Annotated in this window: 12 protein-coding genes; 4 read left to right on the top strand and 8 right to left on the bottom strand. The window is 73.0% G+C overall.

All coding sequences use genetic code 11. The annotated features are described in order from the left end of the window. Positions 1-292: 292 nt before the first annotated feature. Positions 293-598: a glutaredoxin family protein gene (locus AC5020_RS09845; RefSeq protein ID WP_377018160.1), complete on the top strand. Its 306-nt coding sequence runs from the start codon at positions 293-295 to the stop codon at positions 596-598. Between the two features lie 85 nt (positions 599-683). Here the strand turns inward: AC5020_RS09845 and AC5020_RS09840 are convergent, their stop codons facing one another. The 4 genes from AC5020_RS09840 to AC5020_RS09825 all read right to left on the bottom strand — a co-directional run bounded on the left by AC5020_RS09840 (position 684) and on the right by AC5020_RS09825 (position 6094). Next, positions 684-782, bottom strand: a complete 99-nt coding sequence (locus AC5020_RS09840) for a 30S ribosomal protein bS22 (RefSeq protein WP_377018161.1) — start codon at positions 780-782, stop codon at positions 684-686. A gap of 205 nt (positions 783-987) precedes the next feature. Then, a complete protein-coding gene (locus AC5020_RS09835) occupies positions 988-2760 on the bottom strand; it encodes a dynamin family protein (protein WP_464988148.1) in 1773 nt (590 codons plus the stop codon). Then, positions 2757-4589, bottom strand: coding sequence for a GTPase (locus AC5020_RS09830; RefSeq protein ID WP_464988147.1), 1833 nt, complete (start codon positions 4587-4589; stop codon positions 2757-2759). The genes AC5020_RS09835 and AC5020_RS09830 overlap by 4 nt, the downstream gene beginning before the upstream one ends. Positions 4590-4825: 236 nt before the next feature. Beyond that, positions 4826-6094, bottom strand: a complete 1269-nt coding sequence (locus AC5020_RS09825) for an acetoin utilization protein AcuC (RefSeq protein ID WP_464988146.1) — start codon at positions 6092-6094, stop codon at positions 4826-4828. 144 nt (positions 6095-6238) lie between these two features. Between AC5020_RS09825 and AC5020_RS09820 the strand changes: the two genes are divergently transcribed. Then, a complete protein-coding gene (locus AC5020_RS09820; protein WP_377804317.1) occupies positions 6239-7651 on the top strand; it encodes a TrkH family potassium uptake protein in 1413 nt (470 codons plus the stop codon). Between the two features lie 89 nt (positions 7652-7740). Further along, positions 7741-8406, top strand: coding sequence for a potassium channel family protein (locus AC5020_RS09815; protein WP_377018166.1), 666 nt, complete (start codon positions 7741-7743; stop codon positions 8404-8406). Between the two features lie 170 nt (positions 8407-8576). On the opposite strand, the gene proC is transcribed toward AC5020_RS09815, so the two are convergent. Both proC and AC5020_RS09805 read right to left on the bottom strand, forming a co-directional pair. Next, entirely contained in the window at positions 8577-9443 is an 867-nt protein-coding gene (gene proC, locus AC5020_RS09810) for a pyrroline-5-carboxylate reductase (protein WP_377804315.1), read from the bottom strand. Positions 9444-9512: 69 nt separating this feature from the next. After that, entirely contained in the window at positions 9513-10466 is a 954-nt protein-coding gene (locus tag AC5020_RS09805; protein WP_464988145.1) for a DUF368 domain-containing protein, read from the bottom strand. Positions 10467-10516: 50 nt separating this feature from the next. On the opposite strand from AC5020_RS09805, the gene AC5020_RS09800 reads away from it, so the two are divergent. Beyond that, the gene (locus AC5020_RS09800; RefSeq protein WP_464988144.1) at positions 10517-10996 is read left to right on the top strand and encodes a P-loop nucleotide/nucleoside kinase family protein; all 480 of its coding nucleotides are present in this window, start codon (positions 10517-10519) and stop codon (positions 10994-10996) included. A 47-nt stretch (positions 10997-11043) separates the two neighbouring features. Here the strand turns inward: AC5020_RS09800 and AC5020_RS09795 are convergent, their stop codons facing one another. Together AC5020_RS09795 and AC5020_RS09790 are read right to left on the bottom strand one after the other, a co-directional pair. After that, positions 11044-11253 (bottom strand): hypothetical protein, encoded by a 210-nt coding sequence (locus tag AC5020_RS09795; protein ID WP_464988143.1) that lies wholly within the window; start codon positions 11251-11253, stop codon positions 11044-11046. Positions 11254-11289: 36 nt separating this feature from the next. Continuing rightward, positions 11290-16212, bottom strand: coding sequence for a PDDEXK-like endonuclease domain-containing protein (locus AC5020_RS09790; protein WP_464988142.1), 4923 nt, complete (start codon positions 16210-16212; stop codon positions 11290-11292). Positions 16213-16259 lie beyond the last annotated feature (47 nt).

Raw genomic sequence — 16259 nt, 5'->3', positions numbered from 1 at the left:
GAGCCATCGGCCGCAGGAGCATCCCGCCCGAAGCCGGCGGCGCCGGCACCGGCACCCCGGCACCGGCACCTCCTGCGAATGATGTACGAGACGTGCATGACGGGCCGTCCGCTTCGTGCGGGCGGCCCGTCCTCGTCGCGGGGCGGACACTCTCGTCCCGGCACGGCCTGGCACAAAGGTGTAGCTGAGCGGACCGTGCCCCCTCTCAGAGCAAGGCACGGTCCGCTGAGCTACATGTTCGTGCCACCACCCCCGGCACCGAGTCCCCGGTCCGCTCGATAAGGTGCCAGCCATGAACACGCCGCGCGTTCCCTCCCCTGCCGATCCGCACGCCCGGATCCTGTACCTCACCCGGGACGGCTGTCACCTGTGCGAGGAGGCCCTGCCGGTGGTGCGGGCCGAGGCCGATCGCGCCGGCACAGCGGTCGAGGTGCGCGACATCGATGAGGACGAGACCCTCCGCCGCGACTGGGACTACGACGTCCCCGTGGTGATCGTGGACGGCTCCGTGTTCGCGAAGTACCGCGTCGAGGCTGATCAGCTGCGCGCCACACTGCGCAAGCGTCCGTGGTGGCGGCGCCTGACCGGACGGGCCTGAGAGCCCGACAGGGCGCGCCCGAAGACGCCTGCAGACGACGACGGCCCCCGTCCGAGGACGGGGGCCGTCGTGCATCACACAGTGCTCACTTCTTGTTGCGACGCTGGTGACGAGTCCTGCGAAGCTGCTTGCGGTGCTTCTTCTTGGACATGCGCTTGCGTCGCTTCTTGACGACAGAACCCATAGGTTGCCTCTGTTCTGCAGGCCACGCCTGCGGGATAATGCAGCGGATCAGGAGTGCGCGGCCCGCGGGGTCTCCACAGAGGTGGTGCGCGGTCCGCCGCCACGGTCGACCAGCCATTCTACACAGCGAGCCTGCAGATCCCTCCGCGGGTGAGCGATATCGCTCGCACCTGCCCGCACGCGTGAGCGAGATCGCACGCAGTCAGCTAGCCGCGCGCGAGCGCGAGGTCCCCGGCCGCCCGCTCGGCGCGCTCGAGCTCGGCGTCGACGCCCGCCACCACGTGGCTGAGGGCGACCTCGCGCACCTGGGCGGTGAGCACCGTGCGGGCCCGGCGGCGGTGGCCGGCGCCGGCGAGCGCGGCGATCGCTCCCCCTGCCAGAGCCAGGAGAACGCCGGCCGCGATCCCGAGCACGATCAGCGCAGTCGGCACGGGGATCGGGATCCACAGCTCCTCGATCATGGGCATCGGCGGCGGAGGGATGGCGAAGAAGGCGAGCGCGGCGTTCAGCACCAGCCAGCCCAAGCCCACCACCCAGGTGAGCACGGCCAGCCACTGCAGGATGTTCAGCACGGGCCACCACCACGAGGTCGTCGCGGTGCGCAGATCGGCGCCGGCGACAGCCTGGTCCAGGGCGTCGGGCAGCTCCTCCTCCCGGGAGCGGGCTGCCTGGCGCACCGCGGCCCGCCAGGGATCGCTGCCACCCACCGAGGCGGCATCGGCGAACCGGCGCACCCCGCCGGAGGCGCGGGCCCGGGTGGCCGCATCGGGCTCGGGCAGCGAGGTGCGCTCCAGCCCCTCACCGTCACGGCGGCGGCCGATGCCCAGCCGGCCCAGCGGATCCGGGCGCAGCCGGCGCACCCAGCGCAGCGGCGGCCAGCCCACCTGCCCGGCGGCGCGGTAGCGGTAGGAGGCGCCGACGGCCTGGGCCACCGGCTCGACCCGGGCCGCGGTGGCCAGGTCCTCGACCAGCGTCGAGACTTCCGCCTGCGGGACCTGCCCGGGCATCCCGGACGGATCGGCGGCCTCGAGCAGCCGCTCGGCGCCGCCTCGGACATCGGCGCGCTGACGGGCGGCGGCGGCCTCGCGGGTGCGGGCGATGGCAACCAGCTGCTCGCGCAGCTGATCCACGCCCTCGCCGGTGCTCGCGGAGGTCCCCATTACGGGCGCCTGATCCAGTCCGTCGGCCCGGGCGATGCCCGACAGGGAGGCCAGGACCTCCTCGCGCTCGCTCTCGCGGATCCGGTCGGTCTGGTTCAGCACCAGCACGGTGACGGCGTCGTGACCGGCGTAGGGGCGCACGAAGTCGTGGTGGAGGACGGCGTCGGCGTACTTCTGGGGGTCGGTGACCCACACGATGACGTCGACCATGCCCGTCATGCGCTCGGCGATGGCGCGGTGGTCGGCCTGGACGGAATCGAGATCCGGCAGGTCCAGCAGCACGATCCCGGGGGTCCCGTCGTCGGCGCCGTCCCCGTTCGCCGCCCTGCTCTGCGCCCCGTCAGGGTCCGCGCCACGGTCCCTGCGCCTCCGGCGCCGACGGGAGGGCACGGGGGCGGCCGCGGTCTCCAGGGTGACGCCGGTGCCGTCGAGGTGATGGCGCTCCTCGACCTCGAGCCAGTCCAGCAGGGGGTCGCTGCCGGCGGCGCCGAGCACCGCTGCGACCGGGCGGGCGGTGGTCGGCCGGCGCACGGCGGCCCGCGATATCTCCGTGCCGACCAGGGCGTTGACGAGCGTGGACTTCCCCGAGCCGGTGGCCCCGAAGACGCCGATCACCGTGTGCTCGGCGGACAGCGCCCGACGCCGGTCGATGCGGTCCAGCAGGTCGCGGACGGCCTCGAGGTCGGCGCCGGGGGCGATGCCCTCAAGGGCATCCGCGGAGCGCTCGAGGGCGTCGATGCGCTCGGCGAGCGGGGCCGGGCCACGCCTGCGACCCGGGGTGCGGTCGGGGCGGCCGGTGCGATCGGGACGGCGGCTCATGCATCCTCCCGGATGGTTCCGGCGAGCTGGCCGAGGGCGTCGGCGTCGGCCTCCAGGAGGTCGGCGGAGCCGTGATCGCCGAGCTTGTCGAGCAGGTCGAGGAAGGGTCCGGAGCGTTCGGCGACCAGGGCGTCGAGCCGGGAGCTGAGACGCTCCCGGGCCACCCGCGCCATCCGGCGCACCGCCTCCTCCCCGAAGATCGTCTCCAGCAGCTTCTGGCCGACGACAGCGGTCGCGGCACCCGCGCCGACTTCCAGCCCCGTCGGCACGAAGGCGGTGGAGGCGAACACGACGACCATGAGCGCGACGCCCACGGCGTTCACACCGAGGGAGAGCAGGCGGGCCTTGGTGCGGCGGTCGGCGCCCTCGGAGCGCACGAGCTCCAGCACGTCGCCCTGCCAGGCGCGGATGGCGGTGGAGACCTGCTCGCGGTACCCCTCCGGGATCCGGGAGAGATCCCGGCCCTCGGCGAGGTAGCGGCCCGCCGGGGTGGCGCGCCAGGCGGCGTCGGCCCGTTCCGCCCCGCGGGCGCTCTCGTCGATCACGACATGGACCAGACCGGTGCCCAGGGCCTGCTCGGCGGCGACCGAGGGGGCCGGTCTGCCGCTGATGGCGAGGCCGATGCGGTCGCGCACCCGCGAGACGAGGTTCTCGACGCCGCGGAAGAACTCGCCGGTGCCGACGACGTCCTGCCAGCGGGCGAGGACCTCGCCGCGCAGCAGGGAGCCGTCGCCGAGGGCCTCGTCGATCCGTTCTCGGGCGCCGGTGAAGGCCGCCAGGGCCTCGTCGCGCAGCCGTTGCCGCTCGGCATCCTGGGCGCGGGCGTGCTCCGCGATCACCCGCGCGGACCCGGCGAGCCCGGCGATGGCGCCGGCGAGGGTGCGGCGGGCGATCCGGCCCCGGCCGCCGGCGTCCGCGGCGAGCGCGAAGAAGTGCTGCTGGAGCTCGGCGATCGCGGCCGGGGGCAGCATCCCCTGCTCGTCGAGCTCGGTCTCGTGGACCAGGAAGAGGTGGGCGACGTCGATGCCGTGGCGCTCGAGCATCTCTCGCAGGTCGGTAGCCAGTTCCTCGGAGACGCCCTCCCGGTCGGGGATGCGGTTCATGACCACGTCGACCCTCACGTCGCGCTCGGCGGCGGTGCGCAGGACCTCCCACGGCACCGCGTCCGCATACCGGTTGGCGGTGGTCACGAACAGCCACAGGTCCGCGGCGCGCAGGAGCTGCCGCGCCAGCTCACGGTTCCCGGCGGCCACCGAGTCGATGTCGGGAGCATCGAGCAGGGCGAGGCCCTGGGGGACGCGGGCCTGCGCGCTCAGCTCGAGGCTGGTGGCGGGATGGACATTGCCGGCAGCCTCCTCATCGGGGCCCGACCTCGCCACCGGCGCAGGTCCGCCCGGCACGGGCCCACCGGCGATCGCGGTGTCGGAGACGGCGCCGGTCGTGGCGCCACGGCCACCGGCCTCCCCGCCGGCGCGGACCCGGGCCAGCCCCGGCAGGATGCGGGTGCCGGTGAACCAGGGTTCGTCGGCCGGATTGTGCAGCAGCACGGGCCGGCGCGTGGTGGGCCGGATCGCGCCGGAGCGGCTGGCGGTCTCGCCCACGAGGGCGTTGACCAGGGTCGACTTGCCGGCGCCGGTGGAGCCGCCGATGACCACCAGCAGCGGGGCGTCCAGCGATTCCAGCCGCGGGACGACGTGGTCGGCGAGCTGGGACCGGGCGGAGGTGACCTGCCCGCGGGCCTGCTCGGCGCCGTCGACGGGCAGCGGGAGATCCACGGTGGCCAGGTGCTCGGCGAAGGTGTCGAGCACCGCGGTGGGCTTCGTCGTCATCGTTCTCCCCGAAGGCTGTGCGCGCACGACCCGGTGCCGAGCCGACGTGGCGACATTGTCTCAGGATCGGACCCCGCGCCAGCGAGGCCGGGCGGCGACGCCGGCAGCAGGGCCGGCGTCGAGAGCACGCGCGGTCACCCGGCCAGGGTTGGTTCAGCCGGTTCGGCCGGTTCAGCCGGTTCGGTTCGATCCAGCCAGTTCGGTTCGGTCCAGCCGGTTCAGTTGGTCCAGCCGGTTCAGTCGAGGTACGGGTCCAGTCCCCACTCGGGGAACGCGGCGCGCCGGGCCGCCTGCACCGCGCGGTCCAGCTCGTCGGCCGGGTCGTAGCCCGTCGCCCAGTCGCGAGCCGAGAGCGCGCGCCCGTCGCCGAAGGTACGGATCCCGGGATCCGGGGACAGCCCGTGCGCGCTGCGGGCCCGTCCCTCGGCCTCGAGGTAGGAGGCCGGCAGCGCGGCGTCCGGCTCGAGGGGGTCCCCGGTGGCCACCGCGATCAGCTGCGCCCAGGAGCGGGGCACCACGTCGATCACCGCGTAGCCGCCGCCTCCCAGCGCCAGCCAGCGGCCGTCGCAGACCTCGTCGGCCAGCTCGCGCAGCATGATCATCACCTCGCGCTGGGCCTCGAGGGAGACGCTGAAGTCCCCCAGGGGGTCGACGCGATGGGTGTCGGCCCCATGCTGGGTGACCAGGAGCGTCGGGCGGATGGCCCGCACCAGGGCGGGCACCGTGGCGCGGATCGCGCGCACCCACCCGTCGGCCGTGGTGCGCGGCGGCAGCGGCACGTTGATGGCCGATCCCTGCGCGCCCGCTCCCCCGGTGTCCTGGATGAAGCCGCTGCCGGGGAACAGGCGCTCGCCGGTCTCGTGGATCGACAGGGTGACGGCGCGGGGCTCGTCCCACAGGGCCAGTTCGACGCCGTCGCCGTGGTGGACGTCGACGTCCACGTACAGCACCCGCTCCTCCCCCTGGGCCAGGGCGTGTTGGATCGCGACGGCCGCGTCGTTGTACACGCAGAATCCAGAGGCGCTGCCGGGCCGGGCATGGTGGAGGCCCCCGGCGATGTTGACCGCGCGACGCACCCGGCCGGAGCGGATCGCGTCGACCGCCGCGATCGAGCCTCCGGCGATGCGGGCGGAGGCCGTGTGCATCCCGGGGAAGGCCGGCACGTCGTCCCCGCCGATGCCGAAGTGGATCAGCTCGTCGGCCGCACCGAGATCCTGGGGCAGCGACGCCTGCTTCACCGCCGCGATGTACGCGGCCTCATGCACGGCACCGAGCTGCTCGTCGGTGGCCACGGGCGCCTCGAGGAACTCCACGCCGGGCCGATCCAGGAGCCCTGCGCAGCGGGCGAGCTCGAAGGTCAGCGACAGCCGCACCGGGGACATCGGATGGTAGGGACCGAAGTCGTACTCGGACAGGGCATCGTCCCGCACCAGGCCGGTGGCGTCCGGGACGGAGCCGGGGCCGGCGTGCGAAGTCGGGGCGGACAGGGGCGCGGCATCGGGCATGCGTCGAAGCGTACCCACGAGCGGTCCGGTGCGGTCGGATGCCCGGCGCGGTCTCATAGACTGCCCCGAGCGCGGCGACCTGCCGCGGGAGGACGCCAGCGGAGCCGGCCTGCGGCCGGCCGCACGATGACGAGACGGGGAGCGATGACCGGACGGCAGGCCAGAGCCGCGCTGCGTCGCGTGCTCGGACCGCTCGGAATCCCGGTCGACGACTGGTGGAAGCGCCTGGCTCCCCTGTTCAAGCTCACGCCGGCACGAGCCGCCCTCGGTGTGTTCACGCTGATGATCGCGCTGTTCACGGGCCTGCTGTCGCTGCCCGCCGCCTCCGCGGACGGCCAGCGCACCGCCTTCGTCGACGCCCTGTTCACCGCCACCTCGGCTATCTGCGTGACGGGCCTGGTCTCGGTGGACACTGGGTCTAACTGGTCGACGCTGGGGCTGAGCATCATCATCGTGGCGATGAAGATGGGCGGCCTGGGGCTGCTGACGCTGGCCTCGCTGCTGAGCCTGTCGGTGATGCATCGCCTCGGCCTCGCCCAGCGGATGATCACCGCGCAGGAGACCAGAGCCGAGCGCCTGGCGGAGGTCGGCGGGGTGCTGCGCATCATCGTGATCACCTCGACCGCCTTCGAGATCGCCACGTTCATCGCGCTGACCCCGTACATGATCCTCAACGATCACGGTGTCCGCGAGGCCCTGTTCCTGGGCCTGTTCTACGCCGTCAGCGCCTTCAACAACGCCGGTTTCGTGCCCGAGGCGCAAGGAGTCGGCCAGTACCTCGGGGACCCGTTCTTCTCGGTGCCGGTGGGCCTGGCCGTGCTGGCGGGCTCGCTCGGCTTCCCGGTGATCCTGGCGGTGGTCAAGAAGCTCCGCATCCCGCACATGTGGAGCCTGCACGCCAAGCTCACCCTGGCGACCACCGGTCTGCTGCTGGTGATCGGCTGGCTCGGTTTCCTGATCCTGGAGTGGACCAATCCCGCCACGCTGGGCGGCCAGCCGCTGGGCACCAAGATCCTCGCCTCCGGGTTCGCCTCGATCATGCCCCGTTCGGGCGGCTTCGCCACGTTGGACGTGGGGCAGATGACCGCCGAGTCGCACCTGCTGACCGAACTGCTGATGTTCATCGGCGGCGGCTCGGGGTCCACCGCGGGCGGCATCCGCGTGACGACGTTCGCCCTGCTGATGCTGTCGATCTGGGCGGAGCTGCGAGGCAATCCCGACGTCGAGGCGTTCGGCCGACGCATTCCCCAGGAGACCATCCGTCAGGCCATCGGCGTCCTGGTCCTCAGCGCCGCCGGGGTGTTCATGGCGACGTTCCTGCTGCTGCGGATGACCACGTTCACGCTGGACGAATCACTGTTCGAGTCGCTGTCCGCCTTCGGCACCGTGGGCCTGTCCACCGGCATCACCTCGCAGCTGCCCACCGAGGCGAAGTACGTGATCATCGCGTGCATGTACGTCGGCCGTCTGGGGCCGACGACCCTCGGCGCCGCCCTCGCCCTGCGTCACCGCCGCCGGATGGTCCAGTTCCCCGAGGAGCGGCCGATCGTCGGCTGATCCCCGGCGGGCCCGACCGCGGACCTCGTAGACTGTGCCCGCCCGGCCCGCGGGACCCCGCGGCGACCTGCCGGGGACGAGGAGGAGACATGGCGCGCCGCGCACGCGATGAGGGAGTGCTGGTGATCGGCCTGGGCCGTTTCGGCGCCGCCATCGCCGTCACGCTGGAAGGGCTGGGAACCCAGGTCCTCGCGATCGACGAGCACGAGGACCTGGTCCAGAAGTACTCCGGCCAGCTCACCCATGTCGTCCGCGCCGACGCCACCCAGCCCGAGGTCCTCGACCAGGTGGGCGCCTCGGACTTCTCCGTCGCCGTGGTCGGCGTGGGCACCTCCATCGAATCCAGCGTGCTGATCGCCGCGAACCTGGTCGATCTCGGCAAGCCCATCATCTGGGCGAAGGCCATCTCCACAGCGCACGGCCGCATCCTCCAGCGCATCGGTGCCCACCACGTGGTCTATCCGGAGGCCGACGCCGGCAAGCGGGTCGCGCACCTGGTCAACGGGCGCCTGATGGACTTCATCGAGTTCGACGACGACTTCGCCATCGTCAAGATGCGGCCGCCGCGCGAGGTGCAGGGCAAGACTCTCGCCGAATCCGATATCCGTGCGACCTTCGGCGTGACCGTGGTGGGCGTGAAGTCCCCGGGCAAGGACTTCACCTACGCGGCGCCGGACACCATGGTGGACCCCCACGACCTGGTGATCGTCTCCGGGCACACGGATCTGATCGAGAAGTTCTCCAACCGGCCCTGAGCGCGGCGCCGCCCCCACCCTGCTGCGGCCTGGCCCAGCCTCAATGGTGACCGGGAGGGCCGTCGACTACTGGTCGAGGAGCGGGAACCGATGCCATATACGCCACGGCTCCCGCTCACACGCCAGTAGTCGACCGGAACGCCCGGCCCGGCGCCTGCGGGAACCGCCTGTCAGTCGCCGGCCATCTGCCGGGAGTGGTCGGCGGCGGCGGCCATCGCACCGGCCACGCCCGCACGGACCCCGGCGCGTTCCATCGCGGCCAGGCCCTGGACGGTGGTCCCGCCCGGAGAGCTGACCGCGTTCTTGGCCGCCGCCGGATGGGCACCGGTATCGCTCAGCACGGTCGCGGCGCCGCGGACGGTCTGCTGGATCAGGGAGGCGGCCAGATCGCGCTTGAGGCCCAGGCGGACGGCCTCGTCGGTCATCGCCTCGATGATCAGGTAGGTGAAGGCGGGAAGAGACCCGGCGGCGCCGATGAAGGCATGCACCTGCTCCTCAGTGATGTCCACGGCGACGCCGGCGCGGGCGAACAGGGCGTGGACCAGGGCGTGCTGAGCGTCCTCGACACTGGTGCCACGCATGAGGCCGACGACGCCCTCCCCCACCGCGATCGGCGTGTTGGGCATCGCCCGCTCGACGGGCATGCCGGCCGGGAGGGCGGCCTCCATAGCGGCGATCGTGACGCCGGCGGCCAGGGAGATCACCACGGCGCCGGCGGGCAGGGAGTCGCGGATCTTGGAGAGCAGATCCAGGACCTGGTACGGCTTGACCCCGAGGACGACGACGTCGGCCCCCTCGAGCGCCTCGGAGCGGGAGGCGGCGGTGGCGCCGAGCTCCGCGGCGGCCCGCTCGCTGCTGGCGGAGGTGGAGTTGACGATCTGCAGATTCTCGGCGGTCACGCCCGCGCTGAGGAAGGCACGGGCGACGGGGCCGCCCATGTTGCCGGCTCCGATCAGCGCGATCCGCACTCCGGAGAGGTCCGGACCGGACTGCTCGGCAGAGGTGTGGGCGGCGGGGTGCGAGGAGGATGCAGTCATGACGACCAGGGTACGGCGGGTGCCCGAACAGGGAGGGCGCGAACGGCCTCCCGCCCCGTCGCCGCGGGCTCAGCTGTGCTCGGAGACGGTGCGCTTCTCCAGCAGGATCAGCAGCTGCACGGCGACCACACCGAGCACCGCCAGGCCCAGCAGCGCGAGCCAGTCGGCGTCGGGAGCCTGCAGGGATCCGGATTCGTCCTGCCACGGCCACAGGCTGCGCAGGGCGCCGACCATCAGCCCGGCGAGGACCACCATGGTGCTGCGGTGGTAGTGGGTCAGCACGTAGCGCAGCAGCTTGACCATCACCACCAGGCCCACGCAGGCCCACAGCCCGAACCAGGCGATGAAGCCGAGGTCCCGCTGGTCGACGGCCTGCAGCACGGGCTGGTAGAGCCCCAGGCTGAGCAGGATGAAGGAGCCCGACAGGCCGGGCAGCACGAGAGCGCTGACCGCGAGGGCGGCCGCGGGCGCGATGATCCACAGGCTCGGCTCGAGGGTGGCGGTGGGCAGCGAGGTCAGCGCGAACGCGACGACCGCCCCCACGGCGAAGCGGAGGTACTCCGCGCCTCGCCAGGCCCCGCCGGAGAGACGGACGGGGACCATGACCGAGCCGAGCACCAGTCCGAAGAACAGCGCACGCATGGTCTGCGGGAAGGTCTCGACCAGGTGTGAGACGGGGCCGGCCAGGGTCAGCACGGCGGCGCCCATGCCGATCAGCAGCGGGATCACCAGGATCCAGGAGACGGCCCGCAGCTCCCGGCGCATCGAGGTGAGGCGATCCGGGCCGGTGACCAGCCGGCGGGCGGCAGCGGTGACGTGGTGGCCGGAGTCGATCAGCTCGTCATAGATCCCGGTGACCAGGGCGACCGTTCCGCCGCTGACTCCGGGGATGGTCTCGACCAGACCGATGAGCGCTCCGCGCAGCAGGTTCCCCAGGGGGTTGCGGTGCTGCGGCAGAACCGGCTCCCGGCCAGGCTCCGCCGAGGCGGCGTTCTCCGAGGGGGCCGAGGCGGGGTCCGTCATGGCCGCTAGCGTACGGGGCGGGTGCTGTGGGGACGTCTAAGGTCGGGATCATGCATCGTCGCGTTCATCTCATGTACGGATTGGCCGGATCCGGCAAGACCACGCTCGCCAGGCATCTGGAGGACACACTCCCGGCGGTCCGCTTCACCCTGGACGAGTGGATGCTGCGGCTGTATCCGAGTCTGGCCTTGGATGACCCCGCCTACGGCGAGAGTGCGGCCGAGGCCCGGAAGCTGATCTGGTCTGTCGCCGAGCAGGTTCTGCGTGCGGACATTCAGGTCGTGCTGGATTGGAACGCGTGGTCAGTATCCCACCGAAGTTGGGCGCTCGAACGCGCGGTACCAGAGCGCGCTGAGGTTGTGCTGCACCGACTGACCACGTCGCTCGAGGAGTCCACCCGGCGGGCACAGCAACGACGGGTCGACGGCGCGAGCTTCGTGCACCTCGTCGATCGCGCCGGCAACGAGCATCTGGAGTCTCTGCTCGAGGAACCGTCCATGGATGAAGGACTGCAGATCGTGGAGCATTGAGCACTCGCCGGGACGACCGCCATGCGGCGACACCGCAGGTACGGACTTCAGCGCCCGGGTCCCCAGTGGGGCGGGACGTCTCCGGCGATGCGGTGATCGTTGGATTCGTCGGCCCCGGGCTCCGGGGCCTCCTCGGCCAGGCGGTCCGGCACGATCGGGCGACGCTCCGGCTCGGACTCGCCGGGCTCGTCGTCCTGGGGCTCGTCCCAGGCGATGGGCTTGCCCGTCACCGAGGAGATCACGACCCGGCGGCTCATCGCTGTTCCTGCTGGCTCATCGCCGCTCCCGGTGGGTCATTGCCGTTCCTGGTAGCGGCGGATCGCGCTGGAGACCGACACGTCCAGCAGCACGGACCGGTGCTCGAAGCCGAGGAAGCTGCGCACCTCGGTGGCCAGGTGCTCCTCGAGGCGGGCTCGGCCGTCGGAGCAGATGTACTCCACCACGGCGTCGAAATCCTCGCTGGAGTAGAAGGACAGCGGATGCCCGGCGGGGATCTGCGGGCGCGGCAGGCGATGGCGGATGGTGCCGACGCCGCTGGGCGAATCGGAGCGCTCCTCGGCCTGGACCAGTCGCAGGGCTCGGTCCACCGCGCGGCGGATGCGTTCGGCCTCCCCGTCGGGATCGATGAACAGCGCCCATGACCACACCCGCTCGGTCGCCCAGCCGGCGGCCTCGAGACGTTCGGCGCGCAGACGGTCTCGCTCGCGCTGGCTGGAGGTGGCCACGTAGCGGGCGCCGTCGGTGTCCACCGCGAGCAGGAGGCGGCCGGGCATCTCGGGGTGCCCCAGGGCGAGCTCGATGCGGTCCGAGGTCAGGCCGAAGTTGCTCTCGACCAGCAGTCCCAGTCGCCACAGACGGTCGGCGAGGTCGCGCACGAGTGCGTCGGTCTCCAGTTCGCGCGGGGCGGTGGGCTCCGCAGCCTCGTCGGCCTGCGCGCCCTGCGCGCCCTGGTCGGCCTGGGCGGTCGCCTCGGCATCGGGGCCGCGCGCTGCGTCCCCTGATGCATCAGGGTCCGTCACCGCCGCGGTGGTCGCCGTGCCGCCGGCCCGGTCATCCTCGACGCTCTGTTCGCCGACCGGCTCAGGATCGCTCGGTGAGGGAGCTCCCGCCTTCGCGACATCGGCTGCGCTCGGCTGCTGCTCCGTGTCGCCGCCACCCGCGGAATCAGCGGATTTCCGGGCCAGGGCCGCCTCGATGGCCGCGTCGAGGTCCTCGTCCGACAGTTCCGATTCGGGGCTGCTGCCGGATGTCTGAGCGGCCGATGCCGGCGAGGCGCCACGTGCGGCGGCGGTGTCCTCGGCGTCCTCGCCCGGGGCGGCCGGCGATCGGCGCGGCGCCTCGGTCTCCGGCGGGGCGCTGAGCTCCTCGCGCCCGGTCAGCGCCGCGACGTGGGGCAGCACGGGGACGTCGGGCCCGCCGCGCAGCACCCACAGCATCGCCCGCAGGTCACGGGCGCCTTCGCTGCGCAGGCGGGTGTGGTCGAGGTCCTGGACGTCGATCGAGGAGACGACGGTGGTGCGGCCGCGGGCGCGCGTGATGACCGTGGCCAGGGCCTTGCGGCCGTCGGGCTCGGACAGGGGACCGAAGCGGTGCAGGAGCCGGCCGTGCGGCGTCTTGCCGAACCCGACCGAGACGATGATGTCGTCGCGCAGGATCGAGGTCGCCTGGGCGGCGGGCAGCACCGTGAACACCTCGCGGGCGCCGGGGTCGAAGTAGTCGCGCAGCGCGGGGATCACCGAGACGGTGTTCATGATGCGGTCCATCAGGCGCCGGGCATGGTCCTCGGTGAACGTGAGCACCGCGAGGGAGCGCTCGGGACGGGTGCGGGCGTGCTCGATGACGAGGTCGGTCACGCGGCGCAGCTCGGCCTCGGTGCTCTCGACGTACTCCATGCCCTCGGTGACCGCGCCGCGGCCGTTCTCCACCCGCACCAGGCGGTCCTGCTCGGGGGCGATGGGGCTGGGCACGGCGACCACCTCGCCCACCAGGGCTCGGCGCTGGGCGAAGGTGCGCAGCCCGTCGGTGGCCGGGTGCTTGTCGCGCAGCAGCTCGACGTGCGGGGCGATGCGCAGCATGTCGTCCAGCAGGCTGGGAGCGCCGTCGCCGCCGTACTCGAGCGGATCGCCGACGACGACGGTCTGTTCGGCGCGCACGATCGAGGGCAGGGCGGCGGCAGTGGGCAGGCGGCCGCCGTCGGCCACGATCACCACGTCGAAGTGGCGGCCGCGCGGGATCACCTGCGGGACCAGGTACGGGGAGGCCAGCCAGGTGGGCCGGGCGGCAAAGAGGATGTCCTCGTATTTCGCGGCCAGGTCGCGGATCGAGACGGTCGAGGAGCGGGCCAGCTCCGCGATCGCCGCGCGGGAGGTGTCCGGGTAGGTCTTCATGGTCTCCACGCGGGCCTCGTCGGCCGCGGCGTGGACCCGTGCGGAGGCGCTGGCGAGGTATTCGGCGTCCAGGCGCCGGAAGCGTTCGGCGACCTGCGAGAGCGAGGTGCCGTCGTACTGGGAGATGGTGGGCTCTGCCCCGGCGATCAGCTCCAGCACGGTGCGCCACCAGCACAGCTCCAGCTCCGCCTCGACCTGGTCGATCGGCACGCGCCGCATGCGGAGATCCTCGACCAGCTCGCCGAGCCCGTCGAAGGACAGGCGCCGCAGCAGCTCGGTGCGGCGCGGCAGATTCTCGAGATCTGCGCGGTCGCGGTACAGCGCCTCGAAGCGGCGCTCGAGCTCGTCGAGGTCGGTGCGGGCGAGGTCGCTGCCGGCCTCCGTACCATCCAGCAGCACCGCCAGCTCGTCGAGCACCTTCTGGGCGCGGTCCGCGGTGCGGTGCACGACGGCGAGATCCGGCGGAAGGGACGGCTTGGAGCCGGGGGCCGACGCGGACCGCCTGGGGCCCGCGGACGAGGCCGAGCCGGTGGGCGAACCGGAGCCGGCGGGCGAGACGGCATCCGAGGGCGAGTCGGCGTCCGACGGCGACTGCGGGGCCGACGAGGCGGAGGCGGCAGCGCTCGATCCGCTGTCGGCCTCGCGCTCGGCCGTGACCCGCCGCCAGTCCTCGGCGACGCGACGGGCCTCGGTGAGGTCGCGGTGGAGGTCCGGGGACAGGGAGGAGGGCCGCTGCAGGGAGGCGGCCTCCTTGCGCAGCCGGCGCCGCGTGCCCCACCCCATGGTCACGCCGTGCTCGATGCGCCAGGCCTTGTCGGCCGTCGCAGCTTCGAGATCGGCCAGCGGGGAGACGAACACCGCGGCCTGGAAGGTCGACAGCAGTGCCTGCACACGGTCCAGCAGGCTCAGCCGCTGGGTCAGCTGCCGGAGGCTGGTGGGCTCGGCGAGGCCGAGCTTCCCGCCGGTCACGTCGCACGCCTTGCGCAGCTGCGGCAGGATCTCCTCGCGCAGCACAGAGACGAGCTCCTCGGCGCGGGCGGCCTGCGTGTCCGAGCTGATGGGCGCGCCGTACCAGGCGGACTCCTCCGGCCCGCTGGAGAGGATCCCGACCTCTGCGGCCTCGCGCAGAGCAGCCGCGAAGCGATCACGGTCGGCGCCGACCATCTGGGCCGCGACATCGGCGCGCAGGCGCACCTGCGTGCGGGGCGCCGGACGCAGCCGGGTCAAGGCGGCGAGCGCGGAGATCGCGTCGTGGGCGGAGGCTCCCCACGGGTGCTGGATGCGATGCATCGCCTCCACGTGGCCCACCAGGGTCTCGCGCGTCTCGCCCAGTTCCGCCGGGGCGGTGTCACCGGCGCCCAGACCGTAGGAGCCGGCGCGTCGCAGGCTGCGCAGCAGCGCAGCGGAGGCATTGCGCTGCAGCGACGGGTCCGGCGAGAGATCGAAGACGAGCTCCTCCAGCCCCCTACCGCGCGCGAGCTGGACCAGCTGGGCCAGATTGCGGCGGCGCTGGGAGACCACCAGCACGCTGCGGCCGCGGGCGTTGAGCTCCTCGGCGAGGTCGACGACGAGGTCGAGGCTGCCGGTTCCCGGTGGAGTCGCCACAGCGAGGTCCTGGCCGGCGAGCACCCGCGCGAGCACCTTGCGGTGGTCCGGGTCCACCGCCGCGACCAGTTCGTCCTCGGGGACCTCGGGAACGGCGTGATCCGCGGTGTCCGCGGTGCCTGAAGTGTCTGCGCGGCCGGCGCGGGCTGCTTCGTCGCCGTCACGCTCGCCCTGATCGGGGCGCACCACGGCCTGGGCCTCGGCGTCACCGGCGAGCGCGGCGATCAGCGGGGAGGAGGACCAGTCGCTGCGATCGATGGCGAGGTCCTCGGCGACCGACCCGGCCGCGTCCATGAGATTGCCGACCACGAGAGCGTGGGTGACGCGGAAGCCGGGCAGCGGCTGGCCGAGGGAGCGAAAGGCGTCCAGCACCGGATTGGGGTCGAAGCCGTGCGTGCTGTCGGTGGTCGCCAGCAGCGCGCGGGCGTCGACGGCGACGCCCGCCTCGCGCAGGGAGCGCAGCAGCACCGGGTTCAGGTCGGCGGTGGTGTCCACCTCGAGATCGACGTCCTCGCGGGCGTTGCCGCGCAGGCGCAGGGTGATGGGGCGCACCAGGACGGGAGCGTGGATCGGCTCGGAGCCGTCCTCCGGGATCCAGGTGGCCTCTCCGATGCCGAGATGGCACGTGGTCAGGCCCACCTCTTCCGCGTGGCGCTCGGCCACCTCGCGGATGGTCCGGGCGTGCGCACGGGCGTCGGCCAGGGCGCCGACCTCGCGGACCAGGGAGGACAGTCGGGTCGGGCCGCGACCGGCGAGCAGCTGTGCCAGGCCCGAGGGGTGGGAGTGGCTGAGGTCCAGGACGGTCGCACCGGCCCGGATCTGGGTCAGGAACGAGGGCGCGGTGACGCCCCCGGTGATCTGCTGGGCCCAACGGTCCAGGGCGTCGGCGACCAGGTCGTCCCGGCTGAGCGGACGATGCTCGCGCGGCGGCGCGGGCAGGTCGTCCTCGTCCTGCTCGGGCGCGATCCCGGCCCCGACCTCCTCGAGGTGCCGATCCACGACGATGTCCACGCCGCCGGTGCTCTCGGGCCTGTCCTGGGTGCTCGCCGATGCGGTGCGCTGGGCACGGCGGGAGGCGGCGGTCTCCGGCCGGTCGTCGCCGCTGCGGGCGGGCTTCGCGGCGGCCCGATGCTCGCGAGCCAGGGCCGACAGGGCGTCGTCGCGGGGATCCGCGTCCTGTGCCGTGCCGTCCGGGCGGTTCTTGCCGCGCAGGAGTCTCCACATGGTTGCTCACGCTACCGGGACAGGGGCCTCCGCTCGCGCAGGCGTGC

This window comes from Brachybacterium sp. SYSU DS0246, from assembly GCF_059391765.1.
This window is presented reverse-complemented; position numbering and strand designations above follow the sequence as displayed.

Excerpts from the sequence above, each read along its gene's own strand:
- AC5020_RS09845 (WP_377018160.1), top strand. The coding sequence starts at position 293 with ATGAACACGCCGCGCGTTCCCTCCCCTGCCGATCCGCACGCCCGGATC.
- AC5020_RS09830 (WP_464988147.1), bottom strand. The coding sequence starts at position 4,589 with ATGACGACGAAGCCCACCGCGGTGCTCGACACCTTCGCCGAGCACCTG.
- proC (WP_377804315.1), bottom strand. The coding sequence starts at position 9,443 with ATGACTGCATCCTCCTCGCACCCCGCCGCCCACACCTCTGCCGAGCAG.
- AC5020_RS09840 (WP_377018161.1), bottom strand. The coding sequence starts at position 782 with ATGGGTTCTGTCGTCAAGAAGCGACGCAAGCGCATGTCCAAGAAGAAG.
- AC5020_RS09805 (WP_464988145.1), bottom strand. The coding sequence starts at position 10,466 with ATGACGGACCCCGCCTCGGCCCCCTCGGAGAACGCCGCCTCGGCGGAG.
- AC5020_RS09800 (WP_464988144.1), top strand. The coding sequence starts at position 10,517 with ATGCATCGTCGCGTTCATCTCATGTACGGATTGGCCGGATCCGGCAAG.
- AC5020_RS09790 (WP_464988142.1), bottom strand. The coding sequence starts at position 16,212 with ATGTGGAGACTCCTGCGCGGCAAGAACCGCCCGGACGGCACGGCACAG.
- AC5020_RS09835 (WP_464988148.1), bottom strand. The coding sequence starts at position 2,760 with ATGAGCCGCCGTCCCGATCGCACCGGCCGCCCCGACCGCACCCCGGGT.
- AC5020_RS09825 (WP_464988146.1), bottom strand. The coding sequence starts at position 6,094 with ATGCCCGATGCCGCGCCCCTGTCCGCCCCGACTTCGCACGCCGGCCCC.
- AC5020_RS09795 (WP_464988143.1), bottom strand. The coding sequence starts at position 11,253 with ATGAGCCGCCGGGTCGTGATCTCCTCGGTGACGGGCAAGCCCATCGCC.
- AC5020_RS09815 (WP_377018166.1), top strand. The coding sequence starts at position 7,741 with ATGGCGCGCCGCGCACGCGATGAGGGAGTGCTGGTGATCGGCCTGGGC.
- AC5020_RS09820 (WP_377804317.1), top strand. The coding sequence starts at position 6,239 with ATGACCGGACGGCAGGCCAGAGCCGCGCTGCGTCGCGTGCTCGGACCG.